This window comes from Mesorhizobium sp. WSM4832 (genome assembly GCF_055811115.1).
Map to the genome: position 1 here is coordinate 191,793 of NZ_JBVVQH010000008.1, position 24,698 is coordinate 216,490.

Here is a 24,698-nt window from a genome sequence, read left to right on the forward strand (position 1 = left end):
AGCACCCATCTCGCGATGGCGGTTCCGCGAAGTCTATTTCAGCTCGAGCAGCCGTTCGAGATAGCTGCGCTCGATGTCGGGGCTCAGCGCGTTGCCGAGCCGCTTGCGGATCGCGTCGAGGATCTGGCGCGCGCGCTGGACGTCGATCTCGTCGGGCACCTTGACCGAAGTGCCGTCGTCGGGGCCGTTGGTGGCGCGCGGCCGTCCCAGCGGATCGCGGTCGGCGTCCTGCTGGCGGCCGCCCTGCTCGCTGCCGCCCTGGTCGCCCTGCATGGCCTGCATCTGCTTCATCATGTCCTTGGCGCCACGGCGCAGCGCCTCCAGCGCGCGGCCCTGATGGCCAACCGCCTGGTCGCCATCGCCTTGGCCTAGCGATTGTTCGGCATTGCCCATCGATTTGCCGGCCTCGCCGAAGCCCTCGTTGGGCTCCATGCCAAGGCCCTCCAGGCCTTTCTTCAACTGGTCGAGCTCGCTCTGCAGCTGCCCCTGGCCTTCCTGCAGCTGCTTCAGCGCATCGGCCAGATCCTTCGGCGACATTTTCGGCCGTCCCAGCGGATCGCGATCCTGGCCGGGGCCTGGCCGCTGCTCGTCCTGACCCTGCTGCTGCTCGCCATCCTCGCCGAACTGTTGTTCGCCATTGTCGCGTGAGCCACGCTGCATCTGGTCCAGCCGGAAGGTGTCGTTCATCATTTCCTGCTGGCGGCGCATGATATCGCCGAGCTTGTCCATCTGCTGGCGCAGCTCGCTGTCCTGCTCGCCGCCCTGCTGCTGGCGGCCGGCCTGCAGGTTGTTCATCATGTCCTGCAGCTCGGAGAGAAGCTGCTGGGCCTTGTCGCGATCACCCGATTTGGCCAGATTCTCGATCTGGTCCATCATGCGATCGATATCGCTTTGGCGCAGCTCGCGGCCGTTCTGCTGCATCTGCGGCGCGTTCTGGTTCTGCTGCGCGCGCTGGGCGAATTCCTGCAGGAACTGGTTCATCGCCTCGCGCAGTTCCTTCATCGCCTTTTCGATCTCCTGATCGCTGGCGCCGTTCTTGATGGCGTCCTGCAACGCCTGCTGCGCCTGGCGCAGCCGCCGCTCTGCGGCCGACAGATTGCCATCCTCGATGCCGAGCGCGATCTCCCAGAGATAGGACACGACGTTGCGCAACTGGTCGTCGCTCTCGGAGGGCTTCAGCCGGCTCCTGGCGCTCATGATGGCGAGATAGTTCGACATGTTGTCGAACGTGTCCTCAGGCCGCAGCGTGATCGCATCCATCAGGTCGAGAACGCGCGGCTTGGCATTGGTGTCGAGCGCCAGCAGCCGGCGTTGTTCGATCACCGCGCGGGCCAGCGGGTTGGCAAAGGGCCGCTCCGGCATCGCAAGCGTCTTGGTGTCGGTGGTCGCGGTGTGGCCTGCGTCGTCCGTAGCCGTGAGCGTCAGCTTGATGTTGCTGCCGGCCCAGACATGCTCGGTCAGGTCCTTGGTCGTCTTGGCCGCGTTGGCCTTGCCGCGGCGGCGCGGCAGGGTCAGCGGCATGTCGGGTGGGCCGTAAAGCGGATGCGCATTGGCCGCCGGCGGATCCGACAGCTCAAAAACGGCCTTGGCGGAAGCGGCGCCGTAGTCGTCGGCGATCTCGTAATTGAGCTCCATGGCGCCGTTGACGGCGCGCTTAGGCTCGCCGACAAAGCGGATCGTCGGCGGCTTGTCGGGAATGACGGCGAAGGCCCAGTGGCCGAGATCGCTTTCAGCGGATTTCAGCGTCAGCGTGCCGTTCGTGTTCAGCTTGCCGGAGAACTGGCGCACCTTGGGCGCGGTCTGGCCGGCGGCGGGCACGGGTCCCTTGGGCGCCGCGGGCTCGATGGCGCGGGCATTGCCGCCGGCATCGGCGTAGCTCAGCGTTTCCTCGCCTGAACCGCCGGTGACGCGCAGCGAAATATCGCTGCCTTGCGGCACGGAAAAGGTCTGGACCGCCTGGTTGGCATCGGCGGTCAGGAACAGCGGCGCCTTGCCGGTATAGGCGGGTGGCGTCACCCAGGCGTCGATGCGCGGCGGCACGGCATCGCGCGTGGCGCGGGCGACAAACCCGTCGCCGACCCTGCCGCCAAAAGGTCCGAAGGAGAAGGCCAGGGCGGTGACGAACAGCAGCCCCGCCACGGCGCGCAGGCCCCAGCGGTCATAGTCCGGCACGCCGGTGCGCGGCCCGTCGGCGCCGAGGCTCGAAAGCCGCGCGGCCATTCGCTTCTGGTGCTCGCGCCACAGGGCTTGCGAGAAAATACTCTCGGCGCCGCTCGGCCGGTCGGTCTGCACCTGCACCGGGCTGTGCAGTAATTCGTTCGCCGCCTCGATGCGCCTGTCGACCTCGGCGGCCGACGGCATGCGGAAGAAACGAAGCGGATAGAGCGCCGTGATCGCCACCAGCGCGAAGAGGATCAGAAGGCCGATGCGCGCCGTGTCCGGCAGGCGCGGGAACAGGCCGAACCATGAAAAGCTGAGGAACAGGCTGATGACGACGAGCAATGGCAGCACAAGCGGCCAGGCGCGCTCGAAGAGCATCGAGACGCGCGTCGCCACCCGGCTGAGCGCCAAGCGCCCGGCCAAGCCGCGTTCGCCGCTGGAAATGGGTCGTTGCGTCATCGGCCCTTCCTGCCTGGGCACAATAGCCCGGACGTCATCGCTAGAAGGATAGCAACAAACACGGCAAAGGCGAGGCGGGTTCCAAAAACGTGAAGTGGTTTGGCCGGGTTATGGTCAGAAATTGGCGGGATTCGTGTTGGAACCGCAGACGAGGACCGCCACGCGCTCGCCGTCCGAGGGCACATAGCGTCCGGAAAGCATGGCGGCGAAGGCCGCGGCGCCACCCGGCTCGGCGATGATTCGCACGCGATCCCACAGCGCCTTCTGCGCTGCGACGATGTCGTCGTCGCTGACCAGGATCGAGCGCTCGACGAAGGCCTCGGCGATCGGGAACATCATCTCGCCGACACGCTTGGGCGCCAGCGAATCGGCAGCAATGCCTTCGGCGGGGGCATCGACCGGCCGACCGGCCTCCAAAGCGCGGTAAAGCGTAGGAGCGCCTTCCGGCTCGATGGCGATGATGCGGATGCGCCCCGAGAACCAGGCGGCGATGCCGCCGATCAGGCCGCCGCCGCCGACGGCGACCAGAAGCGTGTCGATTTCGGGCAAGTCCGCCTCGATTTCGAGGCCGAGCGTGCCCTGGCCGAGCAGCGTTTCTTCCTGGTTGAAAGCATGGACCTGCAGGGCGCCGGTCCTGGCCGCAAAGACTTCGCTGGCGGCCAGCGCTTCGGCGTAGCGTGCGCCGCCGACCACCAGCTCCGCGCCGTAGCCGCGAATGCGCGCGAGCTTCGCCGGCGGGCTGACCTCGGGCACGAAGATGGTGGCTTTGTGCCCGAGCTTCATGGCGGCGTAAGCGACGGCGGCGCCGTGATTGCCGCCGGACGCAGCGACCACGCCGGCCTCGGGCACCTGGCGTTCGAGCAGGTTGGTGAAGGCGCCGCGCGCCTTGAAGGAGCCGGAATGCTGCAGGCATTCGAGCTTGAGATCGACCGCGAAGGCGGAACGGCCAAAGTCCGCCATGTCGACGCGCATGACCGGTGTGTGGCGCACATACGGCCGGATGCGCGGTTCGACAGCCGCGATGCGCTCGCGCGTGATCGTTCTGGTGTTCAGCATGGCCTGCTCCTCGGGATTGACTTCAATTAGTAACTTAGCAAAATGGCTAAATGCAAGAGGTCGACATCTTCAAGGCGATCGCCAATGAGCGCAGGCTGCAGATCCTCGATTGGCTCAAGGATCCGCGCGCGCATTTTCCGCGCCAGGCCGATGGCGACCTGGTCGAGGACGGTGTCTGCGCGCTGCTGATCGCCGAAAAGCTCGGCATCACCCAGGCGACGCTCAGCGAGCATATGCGGGTGCTGACCCAGGCTGGCCTGCTCAGCGCCAAGCGCACCAAGCAATGGATCTTCTATCGCCGCGACGAAGGGCGGATCGCCGAAGCCAAGGCGCTGATCCAAGAGAAGATATAGGGCCGCATCGAGCGGAGAAGGCTATTTCAGCCAGTCCGGGATCGAATCCAACCCCAGCAGTTCCTCATAGGTCTGACGCGGCCGCACGACATGGAAGCGGTCGCCGTCGACCAGAACCTCCGGCACCAAAAGCCTGGTGTTGTAGGTTCCGGCCTGCACCGCGCCATAGGCGCCGGCGGTGGAAACGGCGATCAGGTCGCCGGCCTTCAGCCTCGGCAAGTCGCGGTCGAGGCCGATGAAGTCGCCCGTCTCGCAGACCGGGCCTACGACGTCGACCTTCATGCGCGGCGTGGAGGCCGGCTGCTGCACCACCGGCCTGATATCGTGAAAGGCGTCATAGAGCGTCGGCCGGATCAGGTCGTTCATGGCGGCGTCGACGACGAGGAAGTTCTTGGCGTCGCCTTCCTTCACATAGATGACCTGCGACACCAGGATGCCGGCATTGCCGACGATCAGGCGGCCGGGCTCGAACATCACCTTGAGACCAAGCTTCGTGACGTGCTTCCTGACGATCTCGGCATAGGCGTCGGGCAGCGGCGGCGGATTGTTGTCGACGCGGTAAGGAATGCCGAGGCCGCCGCCGAGATCGATATGTTCGATTGAATGTCCGTCGGCGCGCAGCGCTCCGACCAGTTCGACGAGCAGCGCGAAGGCATCGTCGAACGGCTGCAATTCGGTGATCTGGCTGCCGATATGGGTGTCGATGCCCGTCACCCTGATGCCTGGCAGTTGCGCGGCACGGGCATAGACCTGCCGTGCCCGCTGCCATGGAATGCCGAACTTGTTCTCGGCCTTGCCGGTCGAGATCTTCTTATGCGTTCTGGCATCGACATCCGGATTGATGCGCAGCGAGATGGACGCCATCTTGGAGAGCGCCACGGCGCGCGCCGATAGCAATTCCAGCTCCGGCTCGGATTCGACGTTGAAGCAGAGAATGCCGGCGGAAAGGGCGAAATCCATCTCGCGCGCGGTCTTGCCGACGCCGGAAAACAGGATCCTGTCGGCCGGGATGCCGGCGGCCAGGGCGCGGCGCAACTCGCCTTCCGAGACGACGTCGGCGCCGGCTCCCTGCTTGGCCAGCGTCCTCAGAACGGCCTGGTTGGAGTTCGCCTTCATGGCGTAGCAGACCAGCGCGTCGAGGCCGGAGAAAGCCTCCTTGAAGACGCGGAAATGCCTGGTCAGCGTCGCCGTCGAATAGCAGTAGAACGGCGTGCCGACCTCGGCTGCGATATCGGGGATAGCGACGTCCTCGGCATGGAGCACACCGTCGCGGTAATCGAAATGGTTCACGAGGATCGGTTCCGGAAAGTTAGAGCACGATGAGATCGAGTGATCTCGTCGGCTTTAAATTAGAGCAAGGGGTCGAGGATGAACTTCCTGTCCTTGACCGGTTTCTCCGGCTCGGGCGGCACCGGCTGCTTGGCGCGTTCGGCATCCTTGCGCGCCTGCTCCGCCGCCTCATAGGGCGTGTCGAGCCCGGTCTTCCTGCCGCAGGCCGTGACAGTGACAACCGCCGCCAACAGCGCGAGCGTCACCAAAATCCTGCCACGGGTCATCGATCCATCCGTTCGAAACTGTTTCTTGTGCTGCGCTTTTAGCCGAGTTTTCAGCGCATTGCATCCCGGCAATTGTGTTGATGCATGTCGTTTTCCCAGAACCGCCGCACACTTCTGGGCGACATGCATTAAGCCTTGGCGAGCCGCTTTTTCCAGTAGCGGATCTGCTTTCGCACTTCCGACGGCGCGGTGCCGCCGAAGCTTGTGCGGCTCTTCACTGAATTCTGCACGGCAAGCACCGCGAAGATATCATCGGTGATGCCGGGATGGATCGAATGCAGATCCTCCAGCGAGAGCTTCTCCAGCCCGACCTTCTTCTCCTCGGCGAGCGCCACGGCGCGGCCGGTGACATGATGGGCTTCGCGGAAGGGCAGGCCGAGATTGCGCACCAGCCAGTCGGCAAGGTCGGTCGCAGTCGCATGACCGGCGCCGGCCGCCTTCTTCATGGCGGCGGCGTTGACGGTCATGTCGCGCACCATTCCAGCGGTTGCGGCCAGCATCAGGTCAAGCGTCTCGGCGGCGTCGAAGACCGCTTCCTTGTCCTCCTGCATGTCCTTGCCATAGGTCAACGGCATGCCCTTCATCACGGTCAGAAGCCCGACGAGATGGCCGTATACGCGGCCGGTCTTGCCGCGCACCAGCTCGGCGGCGTCCGGGTTTTTCTTCTGCGGCATGATCGAGGATCCGGTGGAGAATGAATCCGACAGGCGGATGAAGCCGAATTGCGGCGTCGACCAGATGATGATCTCCTCGGCGAGCCTGGACAGGTGCGTCGCGCAGATCGCGGCAAGGCTGAGGAATTCGATCGCAAAGTCGCGGTCCGAAACGCTGTCGAGGGAATTGCGCGTCGGCTCGCGGAAACCGAGCGCCTTCGCCGTCATGTGACGGTCGATGCCGAAGCTGGTGCCGGCAAGGGCCGCCGCTCCCAGCGGGCTTTCATCCATGCGCTCGATGGCGTCGTGGACACGCGAAAGGTCGCGGCCGAACATCTCGACATAGGCCATGCAATGGTGGCCGAAGGTCACCGGCTGCGCGGCCTGCATATGGGTGAAGCCGGGCATGACGGTCGCCGCGTGCTCCTCGGCGCGTTCGAGGAACGCGGCGATCAGGTCCTTCAATGCCCGGGCGATGCGCTGGCATTCTTGCTTGACCCAGAGCCTCAGGTCGACCGCCACCTGGTCGTTGCGCGAGCGAGCGGTATGCAGGCGTCCCGCCACCGGGCCGATCAGGTCGGCAAGGCGGGCCTCGACGTTCATGTGGATGTCTTCCAGCTTGGTCGAGAATTCGAACTTGCCGGCCTCGATCTCTTTCAGAATCGTGTTCAGCCCGTGAGCGATTTTTTCTTGATCGGCTGCTGAAATAATGCCCGTTTCAGCCAACATCTCGCTATGGGCGATCGATCCGCTTATGTCCTGCGCATAGAGTTTGCGGTCGAAGCCGATCGACGCGTTGATCGCTTCCATGATCGCGGCCGGACCCGAGGCAAAACGTCCGCCCCACATCTGGTTGCTGGCCTTCTTGTCGCTCATCGCTATAACCCGTGCTCCGGAGCAGTTTTGAAAATGGCAGACGGCAGTAGATTTTTGTTCCCGGCTACGCGCCTCATCCTCGCCGCCCTGGTGGCGGGCGTGCTGGCCGGCGCGGTCGCGGTATATGTCAGCGAGAGCGGTTCTGGCAACAATGCTCCGGAGAAGGTCGCCGCGGTCGCCAGTAAGGATGACGCCGCCTGCGCGGCCAAGGCCGCACGCGCCAAGCAGGTCGCCGCGAAAGCCGTCGGCCAGGTCGCGGCGCTGCAACCGGCGGATCCGCCGCAATCGTTGAGAAGCCTGGCCTTCAACGGCCCCGACGGCAAGCCGATGACGCTTGCCGATCATGCCGGCAAGACGGTGCTGCTCAATCTCTGGGCAACATGGTGCGCGCCGTGCCGCGCCGAGATGCCGGCGCTCGATGCGCTGCAGAAGGAGAAGGGCAGCAATGCCTTCGAGGTCGTGGCGGTCAATGTGGACACCGGCGACGATACGAAGCCGAAGAAGTTCCTCAAGGACATCGGCGTCGAGACGCTCGGCTACTACCGGGATCCGACGATCGCCCTGTTCAACGAGGCCAAGACCCGCGGGCTGGCGCTTGGACTCCCGGTCACCATGCTGATCGACGCGGATGGCTGCCTGATCGCGCATATGAACGGCCCGGCCGAATGGTCGAGCCCCGACGCCAAGCGGCTGGTGGAAGCGGCGCTCGAACCCTGATCGTGTAGTCTTTTGTATTGACGCAATTCCGGACGGAAAACCGCTACGCACTTTTCCTGGAATCGCTTAGACCGAGCGCGCGGCCGCGGCGGGCTCGAGCATCAGGATGCTGCCGCCGCCCCTGACGCCGCCGGCCTTGATGCCGTCACTGGCTTCCGGAACCCCCGTCAGCTCGCCGAACGCCTCGATCGGGCCAGGCCTGCCCAGAAAATATCCCTGGCCGATGTCGCAATCCTCGGCATCGAGAAAGCGAAGCTCGTCCAGCGTTTCGACGCCTTCGGCCAGGACCGGCAGGCCGAGGCCGCGCCCAAGGCCGAGCACGGCGCGCACGATGGTCGCGACCTGATCGTTGCGGTCGACCGATTTGATGAAGGACCCGTCGATCTTGATCTTGTCGAAAGGGAAGGCGCGCAGGTTGGACAAGGACGAATAGCCGGTGCCGAAATCGTCCATCGCCACGCGCACGCCTAGCGCCTTGATCTGGCGCAAGGTGGCCAGCGCCCGCGGCATGTCCTTGACCAGCGCCGTCTCGGTGATCTCGAGCTCGAGCCTGCCGGCCGCCAGGCCCGAACGAAGCAGCACCTCATGCACCTTGCGGCTGAAATCGGGACTGTGGAGCTGCACAGCCGAGACGTTGACGGCGACGGTCAGCGGGTTCTTCCAGCTCGCGGCCTCCTTGCAGGCCGTCGCCAGCACCCATTCGCCGATCTGGGCGATCGAGCCGCTGTCCTCGGCCACCGGGATGAATACCGAAGGCGGGATGTCGCCGCGTTGCGGATGCTGCCAGCGGATCAAGGCCTCGAAGCCGACCATCCTGCCGCTGCTGATTTCCTTCTGCGGCTGGTAGACGAGCCGGAACTCGCCGCGCGCCACCGCCTGGCGCAGGTCCTGCTCCATGATGCGCCGGTCGCGCGCCTCGGCGCCCATCGAGGCCTCGAAATAGCGGAAGCTGTCCTTGCCTTCGGCCTTGGCGCGATAGAGCGCGGTGTCGGCATGGCTGACCAGCGCAGCCGGCTCGTCGGCATCGAGCGGGCAAAGCGCGATACCGATGCTGGCCGATACCATGCCGCCGGGCGATAGCCGGTTTTCCTGGCGGAGCGCCGAAAGCAATGCTTCGGCGATGCGGCCTGCCGCCTGCGGATCGGGAAGGTTGGGAGCGATGATGGCGAATTCGTCGCCGCCGAGCCGGGCCAGCATCTGGCCGTGACGCAGCAGGCCGGAGGCGCAGTGCGCCACCTTCTGCAACACGGCATCGCCGGCGGCGTGGCCGTAGATGTCGTTCACTTCCTTGAAGCGGTCGAGATCGAGAAGCATGAGCGCCAGCTGGCCGCCCTTGCCGGCATCTTTGCCGCCTGGAGCGGCCGCGGCGATCTCGGCTTCCAACCGGCCGGTGAAGCTGCGGCGGTTGGCAAGCCCGGTGAGCGGGTCGTAATGCGCGAGGCGCATGATCTCCTGCTCGGCCGTCCTGCGCTCGCGGATGTCGCGGACGGCGACGACCAGATGCGGCTTGCCGCAATAGTCGATGCTTCTGGCGATCAGCTCCACCGGAATCGGGCTGTCGTCGCCCTGGCCGCGGAGGCCGGCTTCCTGCGCCTGTCCGTTGCCGACGGCGACGGCCGAAGCAATCCGCTCTCCGAACAGGTCGCCCAGCGTCATGGTGTTCAGCACAGCGGCGGCGATGCCGCTCAGGGCCGCGATGCTGTCATTGGCGCTGACGATGCGGTTGCCGTCGCAGACGATGAGGCCTTCGACGGCGGCATTGGCGAGGCCGTGCATGCGTTCCGCTTCGATCCGGTGACGGCGAAAGCGCAGATCGATCCACAGCGCCGCGGCCGCCAGCACCAGGATGACCAGGCTCGCCGCTGCTGCGGCGAAGGCCTGCGACATCGGCGCGATCGTGAATTTCGAGACCTCGATCGAGGAATCCGGATAGATCGAGACGGCGGCCATGGCGATGAAATGCAGCGTGCAGATCGCCAGCGTCAACAGGATAGCGCCGGCGACCGTCGCCAGAGTCGACGGCCGGCGAAGCACGACAAGCAGGGAAAGCGCGGCAAGAATTACGCCCGAGGCCAGCGAGGCGGCGACCAGCAGCTGGTTCCAGACGATCCGGCCTTCGACCTCGAAGGCCGCCATGCCGGTATAATGCATCGCCGCGATGCCGATGCCGAGCACGGCGCCGCCAACGAGGTAGTGGTCGATGCCGCCGCGCACAGTCGCGATCCACATGCCGGCCGCGGTCAGAATGACCGACATCGCCAGCGAAGCCACCGAAAGCTCGGCGTTGTAGGCGTTGGGTATTCCCGGCGTGAAGGCGATCATGGCGATGAAGTGCGTCGCCCAGATGCCGAAACCGGTCGATGCCGCAGCAATCAGCAGCCACGCGTGACGGTTTCGACTGGTCGATTGGTTGACATGACGAAGCAGGTTGACGGCGGAAAAACATGAGATTCCGCAAATGAGCGCGGCCAGTGCGACCAGTCTCAGATCGTGTTCATTCACGATACAATTATAGACGGTCAGCATCTTGCTTCACCTGATCTACCCGCATCAATCAAGGCAAAGGGATTGATTAGGGCCTGACGACTGAAGAATCGATTATGCCGCCCGCAACCGTTGCGTGCTTTCCAGGTTGTATTGCCAGGAAGTCATGTGCCGGATCGATTTGGTTGGATCGATTGGCCCGGGTCGATTGGAATTGTGTCGATCCGGGAGGCCGTCACTTCACCCGCACCGTAACCAACAGCGCCTCGTGGTCGGCACTCGGGCTGCCGTCAGGCAAGACCGCCGGCAGCGTCGCCGGCGCGCTTGCCGCAAGGCCGCGCGTGAAGAACCAGTCGATATGGCCTGCGGGCGCGGCGTCGCCGGCTGCCCGCCGCTGCGTCGGCTTGTCGAACGCGTTGGCGTCGCGCCAGTCGTAACCGCGTTCAGCCATGATCGCGAAGAGGGGCTCGTGACGGTCGGGGCGCATCAGCCGGTCCGGCTCCGCGGCAATGCGCTTTAGCCACGCCGCAGGGTCGTCATTGCGTTCCGGATAGGTGGCGGTCAGCGTGTTGAAGTCGCCGCCGATCAGGACCGGCGTGTCCGCGTCATATCTGTCGATGGCGTCGAGCAGGTGGCGTGTCTGGTCGGCACGGCCGGCGGGCGTGGTGCGGTTCTCGAGATGCGCCGAAACGACGGTCACCCTGCGGTCGCCGACCATCACCTGGCCGCCGAGCGCCATGCGGCCGCCGATGCGCGGCTGGCCGTGCTCCGGCAGGAACCACGCGCCGGCCGCATCGAGGCGAACAAGAAAAGGCCGCAGCAGCGGAACGGCGCTGGTTACGGCATTGCCATGGAAGCCCTCGATGTTCTCGGCGCCGCCATTTGCCGCCTGCTCCGTTTCGTTGCCGGTGCCGAGCTCCAGGAATTCGACGCCGTAGGCGAAGGAGTGGCTTAGACGATCGGCAAGCCGACTCAACAGATGGCCGTTGCCGGAGCGCGCCATGCCCTTGTCGACCTCGGACAGCAAGACGACGTCCGGCGCCTGGCCGGCGATCGTTTCGGCGATGGCATCGACATGACGGAGCCGCTCGACGTTCCAGGCCATGACGGTCAAGCTCTCGCCGGCGCTTTGGCGCGACGCCTGGCCGCCGATCTCGATCTCGCCGAGAGCGGGAATGGCGGCCGCGTGGCGCAGATGGGTGGCGCTGTCGCGCGGGCCGTCCCGCATCGCGTTGCGTACTGCGACAGGCACGTGCGTGAGCTGCGGGACCAGCATGTCTCTTCTCATCCGGTTAGCCGGTTAATCACGGAAGATCTTTTCGCCGCGTCGGAGCGCCCTAGCTTCCTAGAGCGCCGGTGTGACGTTTTCATGCCAGCGGACCGCTGCAGGGGGAGGAGAGACTGGCTGTCCACAGGGGCTGCTTACCGGTCCAGGGGCCACAACAGAACTGTCACATACCTTCTCTATGAGAGCGGGCAAGGACTTGCGCAAAACCCTTGTCACACTACCACTCAAGAGGGAAAAACCATGACGATCATCAAGCGGGGCTTTGCTGCCCTTGCCGCCGGCGCGCTCAGCACCGCGCTTGCGGTTCCTGCTTTTGCAGAGCCGGTTAAATTCGATTTCTGGTTCGGTCTTTCGGGCGATCTCGCCCGCGTCGTCGATACGCTGTGCAAGAACTTCAACGATTCCCAGAAGGACTACGAGGTCGTCTGCACCAGCCAGGGCAATTACGACGCCACGCTGCAGAACACGATCGCTGCCTTCCGCGCCGGCAAGCAGCCCACCGTTGTCCAGGTCTATGACGTCGGCACCGCCACCATGATGCTGTCGGGCGCCTACAAGCCCGCCGACAAGCTGATGGAGGAGAACGGCTACAAGATCGACTACAGCGACTATTTCCCTGGCATCGCCCGCTATTACGCGACCTCGAAGGGCGAGATGCTGTCCTTCCCGTTCAACTCATCCACGCCGCTGATGTACTGGAACAAGGACGCCTTCGCCAAGATCGGCAAGACCGAGGCGCCGAAGACCTGGGAAGATGTCGGCGCCGACCTCAAGGCGCTGAAGGACGCCGGCTATGAATGTCCGATGGCGATCAACATCTCGGCCAATGAAAGCTGGCAGCTGATGGAGCAGTTCTCGGCGCTGCATAACCAGCCTATCGCCACCAAGAACAACGGCTATGACGGGCTCGATGCTCGCCTCGAAGTCAACAAGACCAAGTTCGTCCAATACGTCACCGACTTGAAGAAGTGGTATGACGCCGGCCTGGTCAAGATCAAGTCGAAGGACCTCGGCCAGGATATGGTTCAGGCTTTCGCCACAGGCACCTGCCAGGTCATCCTGACCTCGGTCGGCGACCACGGCACGGTCGGCCGCACCCAGAAGGAAGGCATGAGCTGGGACGTTGCCGAGCTGCCGGTCTATGCCGGCACCGAGCGCAAGAATTCGCTGGTCGGCGGCGCATCGCTATGGATACTCTCCGGCAAGTCGGACGCCGAATACAAGGGCGCGGCCGCGTTCCTCAACTTCATCCACGACCCCAAGACCGCTTTGTTCTGGTCGACCAACACCGGCTACATTCCGGTGACCAAGTCTGGCTTCGAGTTCATGAAATCCCAGGGCTTCTACGACAAGGCGCCCTACAAGGGCCGTGAAGTGGCGATCGAGAGCCTGACCGCGTCGGAACCGACCGAGATCACCCGCGGCGTTCGCCTCGGCAACTTCACCCAGATCCGCGCCGAGTTCGGCACGCAGATGCAGGCGATCTTCGCCAACAAGGTCAGCGTGCAGGAAGGCCTCGACGCGCTGGTCAAGAACGGCGACGCGATCCTCGCGCGCTTCCAACAGACCTATCCGGGTAAGACCCTGCCCTGATCCCGGATACTGGAACGGCCGCCCGCCGAGAATCGACGGGCGGCCATTTCACATCTAGGGTACCCCCGGAAATCGGGCTGACGGTTCAACGGCATCGGCGGATCGATGGAAAAACGCGTCACTTTCGGCAGATGGACGATCGGCATCCTGTTCGCGGTGCCTCAACTGATCCTGATCTTCACCTTTTTCTACTGGCCGGCCGGCCAGGCGGTTTACTGGTCGCTCACGCTGCAGCAGCCCTGGGGCGGCGGCAACATCTGGGTCGGCCTCGACAATTTCCGCTCGATCCTGTCCAACACCGACTACTGGAACTCGATCAGCGCCAGCCTTGTCTTCGCCGGCATCAGCACCGGCCTGGCGATGTTCATCGCGCTTGTGCTCGCTGCCTTGACCGACCGGCAGCTTGCCGGCTCATGGCTGTATCGCGTGGTGCTGATCTGGCCCTATGGCATCGCCGCGCCCGCGCTGGCGCTGGCATTCCGCTTCATCCTGGCGCCGGAAGCCGGCTTCATGGCTGTCGTCAACCAGGTCTGGCCGGGCGTCTGGGATCCCGGCCTCGACGGCTCCGATGCCATGGCCTCGATCATCGTCGCTTTCTCGTGGAAATATGTCGGCTACAATTTCATCTTCTTCCTCGCCGCGTTCCAGGCCATCCCGCGCTCGCTGATCGAAGCGGCAGCGATGGACGGCTCCGGCGTCATCAGGCGTTTCTGGGACATCCAATTCCCGCTGATCACGCCGACGATCTTCTTCCTGCTGGTCATCAACATCACCGAGAGTTTTCAGGACTCCTTCGGCATCGTCGATATCATGACCGCCGGCGGGCCGGCCAATGCCACCAATCTGATGGTCTACAAGATCTATTCCGACGGCTTCAAAGGCCTGGATTACTCGGGAGCCGCCGCGCAGAGCATCATCCTGATGCTGCTCATCATCGCCCTTACCATCGTCCAGTTCCGCTTCATCGAGCGGCGCGTGCATTATCGTTGAGGCGGGCCATGGTCGAGCGCACACCGATCCTCAACTTTCTCACGCATCTCATCCTGTTCGTCGGCTTTGTGTTCTGCGTGGCGCCGTTCGCCATCGTGGCGATCGCCGCCTCGCACAATCTGAAGGACGTCAACGACGTGCCGATGTCGCTGCTGCCGGGCAGCGATTTCTGGGTCAACATCAAGACCGCCTGGACGACGGCCGATCTCGGTCCGAAGCTGCTCAACTCCTTCATCATGGCGTTTGGCGTCGCCGCCGGCAAAGTGATCATCTCGGCGCTGACCGCCTTCTCGATCGTCTATTTCCGCTATCCCGGCCGCATACTGATCTTCTGGCTGATCTTCATCACGCTGATGCTGCCGCTCGAAGTGCGCATCGTGCCGACCTACGCGGTGGTCGCCAACGTTCTCGAGCCCTATCAGGCGATCATGGACCTGACCGGCCTCTCCTGGCTGATCGAAAAGCTGTCGGGCGTGCAGGTGTCGCTCAGCCTGGGGCTGCTCAATTCCTATAGCGGCCTGATCCTGCCGCTGGTCGCCACCGCCACCGGCACATTCCTTTACCGCCAGTTCTTCCTGACCGTGCCGGACGAATTGACCGAGGCCGCGCGCATGGACGGCGCCGGCGCGCTGCGCTTCTTCGTCGATATCCTCTTGCCGCTGTCGCGCAACAACATGGCGGCGCTCGGCACCATCATGTTCCTGTGGGCCTGGAACCAGTATCTGTGGCCGTTGCTCATCACCACCGACCAATCGCACGCGATGGCGGTGACCGAGTTGAAGCAGCTCATACCCAATGTCGGCGGCGCGCCCGAATGGCATATCGCCATGGCCGGCACACTGATCGTCATGCTGCCGCCGCTGATCGTCGTGGTGCTGATGCAGCGCTGGTTCGTGCGCGGCCTGATCGCCACCGAGAAATAAGGAGACAAAAAATGGCCTCCATCACCATTCGCGGCGTCAAGAAGAACTACGCCAAGACGCAGGTCGTGCACGGTGTCGACCTCGACTTCGCCTCGGGCGAGTTCGTCGTCATCCTCGGGCCTTCGGGCTGCGGCAAGTCCACGCTGCTCAGGATGATTGCCGGGCTGGAAGAGATTTCCGACGGCACGATCGCGATTGACGGCACGGTGGTCAACAAGCTCGAGCCGCGCGAACGCGGCTGTGCCATGGTGTTCCAGAACTACGCGCTCTACCCGCATATGAGCGTGGCGCAGAACATCGGCTATTCGCTGAAGGTGGCCGGCGTTCCGTCGGCCGAACGCGCCCAGCGCGTCCAGGCGGTGGCGCGGGTCCTGGAACTGGAACACCTGCTCGACCGCAAGCCGATGGCGCTGTCCGGCGGCCAGCGCCAGCGCGTCGCCATGGGCCGCGCGATGATCCGCGAGCCGAAGGTGTTCCTCTTCGACGAGCCGCTCTCCAACCTCGACGCCAAGCTGCGCGTGCAGATGCGCTCAGAGATCCGCAAGCTCCACCGGCGCCTTAGCGCCACCTCGGTCTTCGTCACGCATGACCAGGTCGAGGCGATGACACTGGCCGACCGGCTGGTGGTGATGAATGGCGGCCGCGTTGAGCAGGTGGGCACGCCGGCGGAAGTCTACAGCCGGCCGGCGAGCCGCTTCGTGGCCACCTTCGTCGGCGCGCCGGCGATGAACATGCTGGAAGGCACCGTCACGCTCGACGGGCTTTCGCTGCTCGGCGACAGCCGCAAGCTCAACGTGTCACGCACCGGGCTTGCCGTGGGCGCGAAAGTCGCGGTCGGCATTCGGCCGGAGGCGGTGCGCATGGTGGCGCCGGGCACGCCCGGGGCGCTCGCGGCGACTGTCGACCTCATCGAGGAGCTGGGCGCCGGCCGGGTCGTCTATGTCGATCTCGACGGCGCGCCGTTCTCCATCGCGACGTCCGAGACCGTCCACCCCGAACCGGGCAGCACGGTCGGCCTGCAGTTCGCCGAGCAGGACCTGCACTTTTTCTCCGTGGAGACAGGCGGCAGGCTCGACGTGTTCAGGGCTTCGGTGCCGGAACCAGCGCTTTAAGGCATCGTTCCCGCGGCGACTTTGCGAAATTTGATTGAGGTTCATGGGCATGAAGATCATCCAGGTCACCGACGTCCATCTCGGCCGTCGGGGTGAACTCCGCTATGGCGCCGACCTGCATGAGCGGCTCGACCGCTGCGTCGACCACATCAACGTCCGCCATGGCGATGCGACGCTCTGCATCTTCACCGGCGACCTGACCGATGCCGGCGAGACGCAAGCCTATGCCGACCTGAAGGCGGCGCTGAGCCGCCTTGCCGTGCCTTACCGGCTGCTGCCCGGAAACCACGACCGGCGCGCCAACCTCATCGCCGCTTTCCCGGAAAGCGGGACCGACGGCAACGGCTTCGTGCAGTCGGTCTTCGATACGCCGGAAGGGCGCCTCGTCTTTCTCGACAGCCTGGCGGAAGGCCGCGTCACCGGCGAGTTGTGCGACAGCCGGCTTGACTGGCTCGATGCCAGGCTTGGCGAGGCAGCGGACAAGGCGGCCTATATTTTCCTGCACCATCCGCCGGTCGAGCTCGGGCTCACGCTGCTCGACCCGCTCGGCCTGGAACAGCCGCAGCGGCTCATCGATCTGCTGACCCGCCACGGCAATGTCCGCTACATCTTCTTCGGCCATGTCCATCGCGACATTGCCGGCACCGTCGCCGGCATTCCGTTCTCGGTGCAGCGCGGCCTGCATGCCCGCTTCATGCTCGACCTCGTTGGCGACGAAATGGTCGAGCAGGCGCCGCCCGCCTATTCGATCATCCTGATCGACGGCCAGCGCGTCGTCATCCACAGTTGCGATTTCCTGGAGCAATGGCCGCTGTGGTCGCCGGCGACGGGGCAGCGCGTCCGCTAAAAAACGCTGTAGCGATCAAGCAAAGACATGCGCCTTGCCGGTCACGGTGAGGCGTACGATCTCGCCGATCGCCGGCGCGTCCATGCCTGTCCGGCGCAGGACGAGCGGCGTGTTGCCGATCGCAGCCGCATCGGGCGGATCGGGACTGTTGAGCAGCCGCACGGCGACGGTGCAGACCGAGCCCGCGAACTCGCAGTCCGTCACTTCGCCGAACAGCATGTCCGGGGTGCCCGACATGCCATCGCGAGACGTCAGCTTGAGCAGAACCTGCTCGGGCCGGAGCATGATGCGCGCGACATCGCGCCGTTCCTTCGTATCGACGGCGATGCGGCCGAGCCGCGATACGGCAAAGCCGTCCGCGATTCTGGCGGGCACGATGATGGCTTCGCCGAGGAACTCAGCGACCATCCTGTCCCTGGGTTGGAAGTAGAGCTCGCGCGGCGTGCCGACCTGCGAGAACAAGCCGTCGCGCATCACCGCGACCTGGCTGGCGAAGGACAGCGCCTCGGCTTGATCGTGCGTGACCAGGATGGTGGTGATGCCCGCCTCTTCCAGAAGCTCGGCAACTGCCTTGCGCATGGAAGCGCGAAGTCCGGTGTCGAGGGCCGAGAAGGGCTCGTCGAGCAGCATCAGCCTCGGCTTCATCGCCATGGCGCGGGCAAGCGCGACGCGCTGCTGCTGGCCGCCGGAAAGCTCGTGCGGCCGGCGTTTCAGGACCGCCTTGTCCAGCCCGACGATATAGGCGAGCTCGACGATGCGCTCCATGCGCTTGTCTTCGCCGCGCGCCATGCCGAAACCGATGTTGTCGGCGATGCTGAGATGCGGGAACAGGGCGCCATCCTGGGCCACCACGCCGATGCCGCGCCGGTGTGCCGGCACTGCGGCCCCGCCATTGGCGAGCACCTTGCCGTCGAGAGCGATGCGGCCGCGGTCCGGCGCCTCGAAGCCGGCAATCAGCCTGAGCAAGGTGGTCTTGCCGCAGCCGGAAGGGCCGACGATCGCGGTGCGGCTGCCGCTTTCGACGGTAAGGTCGACGCCGGCGAGCGCCTTCACCGGGCCGTAGCTTTTCGCGACGCCGCTGAGTTCGAGAAAACTCATCGTCCGGCCATCCGCTTCGACTGGACGTAAAGCAGCCAGGTCATCGGCAAGGACATCGCCACCATGATCAGCGCGTAAGGAGCCGCGGATGCGTAGTCGATCTCGCCGCTATAGGACCAGAAGGCCATGGCCAGCGTGCGGGTGCCGTTGGGCGCCAGCATCTGGGTGGCGGTAAGCTCGTTGGTGATGCCGAGCGCCACCATCGCCATGCCGGCCGCCGCACCCGGCGCCGACAGGCGGATGGTCGTCGACCACAGCGCCTTGACCGGCGGCCGGCCGAGGCTGGAAGCGGCGCGTTCCAATTCCACCGGCGCCTGCGCGATCGAGGCGCGCAGGCTTATCAGCGCGCGCGGCAGGAACATCAGCGCGTAACCGAACAGGATGGTGAACAGTGTCTGGTAGAGCGGCAGCGCGACCCGTACGGTGATGGTCACCAGCGCCAGCGCGATGACCACGCCCGGCAAGGCGCCGACGATGTAATTGCAGCTCTCAAGCAGGCGCTGCAGCCGTCCCGGCGCGCGGATCGAAATCCAGGCCATCGGCATGGCGGCAATCGTTGCAAGCACCGCGCCGGCGATGGCGAGGAACAGCGTCTGGCCGAGCGCCAGGCCGATCTCGTCCCAACGCCATACATCGGCCCCGCCGGCGAGCAGCCAGCGGCCTATGGTGACGAAGGGCACACCGAGCGACAGCAGCGCGACGCCCGCCGGCAAAAGCAGGCACGGCAGGGTGGCGCGGCCAAGGCGAGCGCGTTGCTGCTTGCGCGCGGCGCCGGAACCGACGCGGGCATAGCGCTCCTCGCCGCGGATCATCACCTCGAGGGCGAGCAGGAGAAGGCAGCAGGCCACAAGCACGGCGGCCAGCATGTTGGCGGCCGGGCCGTTGAAGGTCGACTGGAACTGGTCGACGATCGCGGTGGTGAAGGTGTCGAAGCGGATGAAGACATAGAGGCCGTATTCGGCCATCAGATGCAGGCCGACGAGCAGCGCGCCGCCGCAGATGGCGAGCCTCAACTGCGGCAGCACGACGCGCAAGAAAACCCGCCAAGGGCCAAGACCGAGCGCCGCGGCGGCATCCTCCAGCGCCGGGTCGAGGCGGCGCAACGCGGCGGCGATCGGCAGATAGAGGAACGGGAAATAGGCGATGACGGAGACAAGTACGCCGGCCCAGAGCCCGTGCAAGCCTGGGACAAAGCTGATCCAGGCATAGGAGTGCACGAAAGCGGGGATGGCGAGCGGCGCGACCGACAGCCACGACCACAGCCGATTGCCGGGCAGGTCGCTGCGCTCGGTCAGCCAGGCCAGCGCCACCGACAGCGCGATGGCGATCGGCACGGTGACGATGACGAGGAGTGCGGTGTTGACCAGCAGTTCACCGACGCGCGGGCGCAAGATCAGCGCCACCACGGTATCCCAGCCGGTCTGGATCGCGATCCAGACGATGAAGGCGAGCGGCAGCAGCGCGATCAGGGAGATCAGAGCCGCGGCTAGCGTGATCCACGACGTGGACCGGCGCTTCTTCATCCCGGCCGCCGGCAGCCCGGAACGCGTGAGGTGGACCGCGGACGCCATCAGTCGCAATAGGCCGCCTGGAAGCGACGTGATGAACCGCGGGCGCGGCCGCAAACGCAGATGATCGTCATCGACGAGGCCATCTCCAAAACAAAAGCGCTCCCACGGAAGCAAATTCCCGCAGGAGCACGGTCGTTTGCCCTTTTAGGACGAACGCGAACTAAAGCAAGCCGGCTTGCGTCATCAGGTCGATGACCTTCTTGGAATTCAGCGTCGCCGGATCGACTTTCGGCGCCTGCAGGTCGGCCAGCGGCACCAGCTTCGGGTTGGACTCGGCACCCTTGCCGACCGCATATTCATACGATGTGCCGGTCTTCAGCACGTCCTGGCCGCCCTTGCCGGTCACCCACTTCAGGAACGCCTGGGCTTCCTTCGGATGCTTGCTGGAAGCCAGCACGCCGCCGCCCGACACCGAAACGAAGGCGCCCGGGTCCTGGTTCTTGAAATAGTGCAGGCCGACATTCCCGCTGTTCTCGCCGGTCTTGGCCTGATCGCCGAAATAGTAATAGTGATAGATCACGCCGCCATCGATCTCGCCGGCATTGACCGCCTTCATCACCGTTGAGTTGCCCTTGTAGGCGGTGAAATTCTCCTTCATCGCCTTCAGCCAGCCGGCGGTCGCGGCCTCGCCCTTGAGCTGCAGCAGGGCGCTGACGATGGCCTGGAAGTCGGCGCCGGACGGCGAGGCGGCCCAGCGGCCCTTCCAGCTCGGATCGGCGAGATCGAGCAGCGACTTGGGCAACTGGTCTTCCTTGAGCTTGTCCTTGTTGTAGGCAAAGACGGTGCTGCGGGCGGCGACGCCGACCCACTTGCCGCTCGAGGGCTGGTAGTCCTGCGGAACCTGGGCGAGGGTGTCGGCATCGACCGGAGCGAACAAGCCGGCCGCCTCGACCAGCGCCATGGCCGGCGAGTTCTCGGTCAGGAACACATCGGCCGGCGAGGCCGCGCCCTCGGCGACGATCTGGTTGGAGAAATCGCTGTCGCCGCCATTGCGCAGCGTAACCTTGATGCCGGTTTCCTTGGTGAAGCCCTTCGCCCATTCCTTGGCGAGGCTTTCATGCTGGGCGTTGTAGACGACGATGCTTTGATCCTCGGCCACGGCCGGTCCGGCGATCAGGCCGAGCGCCAGCGCGGCGCCGGCGAGCGTGGAAAGGGCAATCTTCATGGGCATCGTCCTCAAATCTGGAGACAGGGGCTTGGGTACGGCTGCACCTACCAATACCTGAATACCATAGTCAACATTGCGATGCTGCTTCAATTAGCGGCCAACGGTGTTTTGATACAAAATCGCGTGACCAGCTCAGATTGCGTCAGGTGATCCGTGTTAGTCCGGGCAACGCACCATCGGCGCAGTTTGCAGACCGAACAGAAGTATCGATGGTCGTCTGACGTACGCGCTCAAATCCAGGCGCCAGCCCCTAGCAACCGTGAAAAGAGCCTCAAGCAAGGCGGCTAGCTCCAACCTCGCGACGTGCTGTCCGAGGCAGATGTGGAGGCCAGTGCCGAATGTGAGCGTTGACGACACACGAGATCGTAAGTCCAGGCTGTCGCCCGAGGGGAAAACTGCCTTGTCTCGGTTGGCGCTGGCCAATACGGGCACCACTGCTTGCCCTGCTTTGATTGATTGGCCAGCGAATTGCAGGTCTTGGGCTGCTATGCGCGCCCCTGCATAATGAACCGGGGCGCAGTAACGCAGCAGTTCTTCGGCGGCGACCTGCCACGGCACACCCTGCTTTTCTATGAGATCCAACTGCTGTGGAAATGCCGACAGCGCGACCAGAGCGTTCCCAAATGTGTCCACTACGGTGGCTTGGCCCGCAAAAAGCAGAAAAACTATATTGGCAACAACATCGCCCTTCTGCCAGCGACCCAGCTCCGCTTCGGCAAGCATACGGGCCGACAGTCCGTCGGGGTGAATTTCTCCGCTATCAAGGATGTAATTTACCCGTTCCGATAGCTCCCGGCAGGCTTGGTTCGCGTCCTCGTCGACAGCCCCGCACCTCAGCTCCAGCCCATTTGCCATGCGTTGCGCGAGGTCCGCTATCCCTACAGGGTCGTCAATAACGATACCAAGAATATTTGCGAGGTTAGCGACCGAAAACGGGACGGCGAGGTCCCGGATGGCATCGAACTGTTGACCGACTGCAGCGGCGCGAGCCAGAGCAGATGCCTCTCGTTGAAGGCCTGGGAGCATGCCGGCGCTCGCTGAAGCAGCCATTGAGCCGGCCAATGGGCGCCGGAGGTTTAGGTGATGAGGCGGGTCCGACAGGAGCATGGAGCGCGTCAGAAGACCAAGCGCATCATTGGAGGTAATCTTCTGCCTTACCTCCTGATATGCGCCTGGTGGCGCCTGCAGGAGGAGGGGATGTTTCAAGGCCTCAGAAACGAGCCGGTGATTGAACACATAGAGTGCCTCGCCCACTTCCGGGTATGGCGACTTTCCCCACGCGACTCCGCCACTCTCGCGTCGACGAGCGAACGCCGGAAAAGGGTCGTTGCCGAGTGCGAACGGGTCAAACAGGTCTGGATCGGGCATCATTTGCGCAGATCAACCGCAAAAATGACTCGATATCCGCCGGAACTTAGGTCCTCTGGAAGGAAGGTCGGCGCCAGATGAAGAAATTCGCATTTCAGGATTCTGTGGTAGAACTTTAGCAAAGGGTCCTGGGTCAAAGCGCCAACTGATGGCATGGTTCCGCTGCGGTGCCATTCGTCAATTGTTTGTCGGAACCCGCTATTTTGCGCAACCTTGTCAGGCGTATCTTCTTGGGCTCCAGCATAAGAAGGACAGCGTCCGTCGCCGACCAACCAGCGCGCACCGATCTGGCGTCCATGATCGACAAGGAGCGCCAATAGCCGTCGCGACAGGTTGGTGCCACGGAGCTCCGGGCGAATACCCAAATTGTAGACATACAGTGAGGTGGGAGGTGCAGAGCGAGGAAGGGAGGTATAACCCAAAAACGTCGCTGGAAAGCTTGCCTTGTCGTGCGGATTCTGAATGGTTTCCACAAAGCACACGGCACCGACGACACCTCCGTTGTGGAAAGCTGCGATCATCGTGTGACCGAGCGACAGGCGACGGCGGATCGTCGCCTCGCTTGCGCCGAGCGGCCCCCACGCCGCGACTTCCATCTCCGTCATGCGTGGAATGTCGCCCTCAGCAACCTGATGGAATGTGATCTTCGTCATTGTTGAAAGTCGGCTCCTCGAGCGTCGCCTTATATGTTGCAGGCTTTTATTTTGCCAGCCATTGGGGCATCTAGGGATGGGGCGGGTTTCATTCATGATTTTCTACGTTTGCCAACGGTCGCATGCCTATACGCAAGCTTGTCTGCTTTTATATTACCGAACGGACTTGCAGGGCGTTTTCCGTCTCGTCCCGTATGACGAAATCGAGTTGCTCCAGAAAGTGGAGCGCGGGACCATCATATGGTCGGACATGGACCGCCTAAGCCCGACCGAAATCGCCAGAGCTTCCAGAATTCGCGACGAGATCGATCAGGAGCGTCCCGCGGTCACTCAGCTCAATCATCCTCGGGAAAGCCTACAGCGATACGATCTGCTGCGAATGCTCTTCGATAAGGGGATCAACGATTTTCGCGTATTCAGGCCTGACGCGTTGCCAAAAACGCTACAGTATCCGGTGTTTCTACGTGACGAGACTGGCGCTGCTTACAAGGCGCCGCGCCTGCTGCGATCTCCGGCGGATCTCAATTCAGCCCTTGCCGAGCTTCAGACGCTGAATTTGGCGAGCCCCATGCTCGTCGAGTTTGGATCTAAGCCTGAGGCCGACGGATACTATCGCAAATATTCAACCTATCGGGTCGGCGAGACCAGCTACGCTCAGCACTGTTTTGCGAACAAGGATTGGTTCATCAAAGATCCAGGTCGAGGCTTGTCGGGCCGACATTTGGATGAGCATCGCGCATATGTTCGCACTAATCCTCATGCTGTTGAACTGGAGAAAATCTTCGAGATGGCCAAAATTTCGTATGGCCGTATCGATTATGCCTTCGTGGAAGGCCGGGTTCAAGTGTTCGAGATAAATACAAATCCTACAGTATTGAGCTACCCACCGACGCCTTTTGATACGTATGATTCAACACCTTACGCCAACATGCATGCCGCTGCCCTGCTTGCGCTGCCTTCGGCCCGAGAACCGGCGTCTATTCTTCAGATCGAAAAGAGTCATCTGGAAATTCTTGCGGAGCTGCGACGCACATATCGGAAGAGACGCTGCAAACTGACCTTCCGCAAGGGGCTGAAGTTCTTGAAAAGCTCCCTACGACTCGGAAAAGCCTAGCTGACCCTTTGCCCGGGATTGCCGCAAACTTTCGTGATTTTGCGGTAGTTTGGCTTGGACATTATTTCGTCGGCCACGTAACAAACCAGGGCCGAGACGCGAACTTCGGGGGTAAACTCTTGTGACCGGCAAGGATGAGGCCGAGCTCTCCGGGCTACTCAGGGCCGCGATCGCGGGAGACGAAAGGGCTTACGCCGACTTTCTGCACCGGATCGCCGCTCTCGTTCGCGGCTTTGTCCGGCGCAAGATCGTTCAGGGCGGGGTCGATCCCGAGGATGTCGTGCAGGAAACCTTGCTGGCCATTCATGTGAAACGTCATACCTGGCGGCCGGACGCGCCGGTGTTGCCGTGGATCTATGCGATCGCCCGCTTCAAGCTGATCGATGCGTTTCGCCGGCGCGGGCGGCGCATCGAGGTCGAGATCGACGAGATCGCCGAAACCTTCGCCGAGCCGGAGGTGGAAACGGTCAGCGACCGCGACATCAACCGGGCGCTCGACGGCCTGCCGCCGGCGCAACGTTCGGTGGTCTCTTCGATTTCGGTCGACGGCCATTCGATCGGCGAGACGGCGGTCAAGCTCGGCATCAGCGAGACGGCGGTGCGCGTGTCGCTGCATCGCGGCCTCGCCGCGATTGCCAAAAGATTTGGACGACAGTGAC

The 24,698-nt window shown here is 63.8% G+C and carries 21 protein-coding genes; 9 read left to right on the top strand and 12 right to left on the bottom strand.

Annotated elements, in window-relative coordinates; all coding sequences use genetic code 11:
• Nucleotides 1–33: 33 nt before the first annotated feature.
• Entirely contained in the window at nucleotides 34–2,619 is a 2,586-nt protein-coding gene (locus AC0L2L_RS13990) for a TIGR02302 family protein (RefSeq protein WP_473579157.1), read from the bottom strand.
• 114 nt (nucleotides 2,620–2,733) lie between these two features.
• Nucleotides 2,734–3,675, bottom strand: a complete 942-nt coding sequence (locus tag AC0L2L_RS13995; RefSeq protein WP_473579158.1) for a threonine/serine dehydratase — start codon at nucleotides 3,673–3,675, stop codon at nucleotides 2,734–2,736.
• Nucleotides 3,676–3,725: 50 nt separating this feature from the next.
• Between AC0L2L_RS13995 and AC0L2L_RS14000 the strand changes: the two genes are divergently transcribed.
• A complete protein-coding gene (locus tag AC0L2L_RS14000) occupies nucleotides 3,726–4,028 on the top strand; it encodes an ArsR/SmtB family transcription factor (RefSeq protein ID WP_473579159.1) in 303 nt (100 codons plus the stop codon).
• Between the two features lie 21 nt (nucleotides 4,029–4,049).
• Here AC0L2L_RS14000 and lysA read toward each other — a convergent pair whose 3' ends face one another.
• The 3 genes from lysA to argH form a co-directional block, all read right to left on the bottom strand.
• A complete protein-coding gene (gene lysA / locus AC0L2L_RS14005) occupies nucleotides 4,050–5,318 on the bottom strand; it encodes a diaminopimelate decarboxylase (protein ID WP_473579160.1) in 1,269 nt (422 codons plus the stop codon).
• A gap of 59 nt (nucleotides 5,319–5,377) precedes the next feature.
• Nucleotides 5,378–5,584, bottom strand: coding sequence for a lipoprotein (locus AC0L2L_RS14010; protein WP_027167469.1), 207 nt, complete (start codon nucleotides 5,582–5,584; stop codon nucleotides 5,378–5,380).
• A 128-nt stretch (nucleotides 5,585–5,712) separates the two neighbouring features.
• Nucleotides 5,713–7,113, bottom strand: a complete 1,401-nt coding sequence (gene argH / locus AC0L2L_RS14015; protein ID WP_473579161.1) for an argininosuccinate lyase — start codon at nucleotides 7,111–7,113, stop codon at nucleotides 5,713–5,715.
• Nucleotides 7,114–7,146: 33 nt separating this feature from the next.
• Between argH and tlpA the strand changes: the two genes are divergently transcribed.
• The gene (gene tlpA / locus AC0L2L_RS14020) at nucleotides 7,147–7,830 is read left to right on the top strand and encodes a thiol:disulfide interchange protein TlpA (protein WP_473579162.1); all 684 of its coding nucleotides are present in this window, start codon (nucleotides 7,147–7,149) and stop codon (nucleotides 7,828–7,830) included.
• Between the two features lie 66 nt (nucleotides 7,831–7,896).
• On the opposite strand, the gene AC0L2L_RS14025 is transcribed toward tlpA, so the two are convergent.
• On the bottom strand, nucleotides 7,897–10,356 hold the full coding sequence (locus AC0L2L_RS14025; RefSeq protein ID WP_473579163.1) for a putative bifunctional diguanylate cyclase/phosphodiesterase: 2,460 nt from the start codon (nucleotides 10,354–10,356) through the stop codon (nucleotides 7,897–7,899).
• Between the two features lie 193 nt (nucleotides 10,357–10,549).
• Entirely contained in the window at nucleotides 10,550–11,590 is a 1,041-nt protein-coding gene (locus AC0L2L_RS14030) for an endonuclease/exonuclease/phosphatase family protein (RefSeq protein WP_473579164.1), read from the bottom strand.
• Between the two features lie 252 nt (nucleotides 11,591–11,842).
• On the opposite strand from AC0L2L_RS14030, the gene AC0L2L_RS14035 reads away from it, so the two are divergent.
• From AC0L2L_RS14035 to AC0L2L_RS14055, 5 genes are all read left to right on the top strand, one after another.
• Nucleotides 11,843–13,195, top strand: a complete 1,353-nt coding sequence (locus AC0L2L_RS14035) for an extracellular solute-binding protein (RefSeq protein WP_473579165.1) — start codon at nucleotides 11,843–11,845, stop codon at nucleotides 13,193–13,195.
• A 105-nt stretch (nucleotides 13,196–13,300) separates the two neighbouring features.
• Entirely contained in the window at nucleotides 13,301–14,185 is an 885-nt protein-coding gene (locus tag AC0L2L_RS14040) for a carbohydrate ABC transporter permease (RefSeq protein ID WP_473579166.1), read from the top strand.
• 8 nt (nucleotides 14,186–14,193) lie between these two features.
• Entirely contained in the window at nucleotides 14,194–15,108 is a 915-nt protein-coding gene (locus tag AC0L2L_RS14045; RefSeq protein WP_473579167.1) for an ABC transporter permease subunit, read from the top strand.
• A gap of 11 nt (nucleotides 15,109–15,119) precedes the next feature.
• A complete protein-coding gene (locus tag AC0L2L_RS14050; protein WP_473579168.1) occupies nucleotides 15,120–16,220 on the top strand; it encodes a sn-glycerol-3-phosphate import ATP-binding protein UgpC in 1,101 nt (366 codons plus the stop codon).
• 49 nt (nucleotides 16,221–16,269) lie between these two features.
• Nucleotides 16,270–17,067: a phosphodiesterase gene (locus AC0L2L_RS14055; protein ID WP_473579169.1), complete on the top strand. Its 798-nt coding sequence runs from the start codon at nucleotides 16,270–16,272 to the stop codon at nucleotides 17,065–17,067.
• 15 nt (nucleotides 17,068–17,082) lie between these two features.
• Here AC0L2L_RS14055 and AC0L2L_RS14060 read toward each other — a convergent pair whose 3' ends face one another.
• The 5 genes from AC0L2L_RS14060 to AC0L2L_RS14080 all read right to left on the bottom strand — a co-directional run bounded on the left by AC0L2L_RS14060 (nucleotide 17,083) and on the right by AC0L2L_RS14080 (nucleotide 22,925).
• On the bottom strand, nucleotides 17,083–18,165 hold the full coding sequence (locus AC0L2L_RS14060; RefSeq protein WP_473579170.1) for an ABC transporter ATP-binding protein: 1,083 nt from the start codon (nucleotides 18,163–18,165) through the stop codon (nucleotides 17,083–17,085).
• The gene (locus AC0L2L_RS14065; RefSeq protein WP_473579171.1) at nucleotides 18,162–19,736 is read right to left on the bottom strand and encodes an ABC transporter permease; all 1,575 of its coding nucleotides are present in this window, start codon (nucleotides 19,734–19,736) and stop codon (nucleotides 18,162–18,164) included. Before AC0L2L_RS14065 ends, AC0L2L_RS14060 begins: the two co-directional genes overlap by 4 nt.
• A gap of 160 nt (nucleotides 19,737–19,896) precedes the next feature.
• Complete coding sequence (locus AC0L2L_RS14070; RefSeq protein ID WP_473579172.1) at nucleotides 19,897–20,901, bottom strand: iron ABC transporter substrate-binding protein; 1,005 nt, start codon at nucleotides 20,899–20,901, stop codon at nucleotides 19,897–19,899.
• 159 nt (nucleotides 20,902–21,060) lie between these two features.
• Nucleotides 21,061–22,275, bottom strand: a complete 1,215-nt coding sequence (locus tag AC0L2L_RS14075) for a cytochrome P450 (protein ID WP_473579173.1) — start codon at nucleotides 22,273–22,275, stop codon at nucleotides 21,061–21,063.
• Nucleotides 22,272–22,925, bottom strand: a complete 654-nt coding sequence (locus AC0L2L_RS14080; RefSeq protein ID WP_473579174.1) for a GNAT family N-acetyltransferase — start codon at nucleotides 22,923–22,925, stop codon at nucleotides 22,272–22,274. Before AC0L2L_RS14080 ends, AC0L2L_RS14075 begins: the two co-directional genes overlap by 4 nt.
• Before the next feature lie 94 nt (nucleotides 22,926–23,019).
• Between AC0L2L_RS14080 and AC0L2L_RS14085 the strand changes: the two genes are divergently transcribed.
• Nucleotides 23,020–24,039 (top strand): hypothetical protein, encoded by a 1,020-nt coding sequence (locus tag AC0L2L_RS14085; RefSeq protein ID WP_473579175.1) that lies wholly within the window; start codon nucleotides 23,020–23,022, stop codon nucleotides 24,037–24,039.
• Nucleotides 24,040–24,160: 121 nt separating this feature from the next.
• A complete protein-coding gene (locus tag AC0L2L_RS14090; protein ID WP_473579176.1) occupies nucleotides 24,161–24,697 on the top strand; it encodes a sigma-70 family RNA polymerase sigma factor in 537 nt (178 codons plus the stop codon).
• Nucleotide 24,698 lies beyond the last annotated feature (1 nt).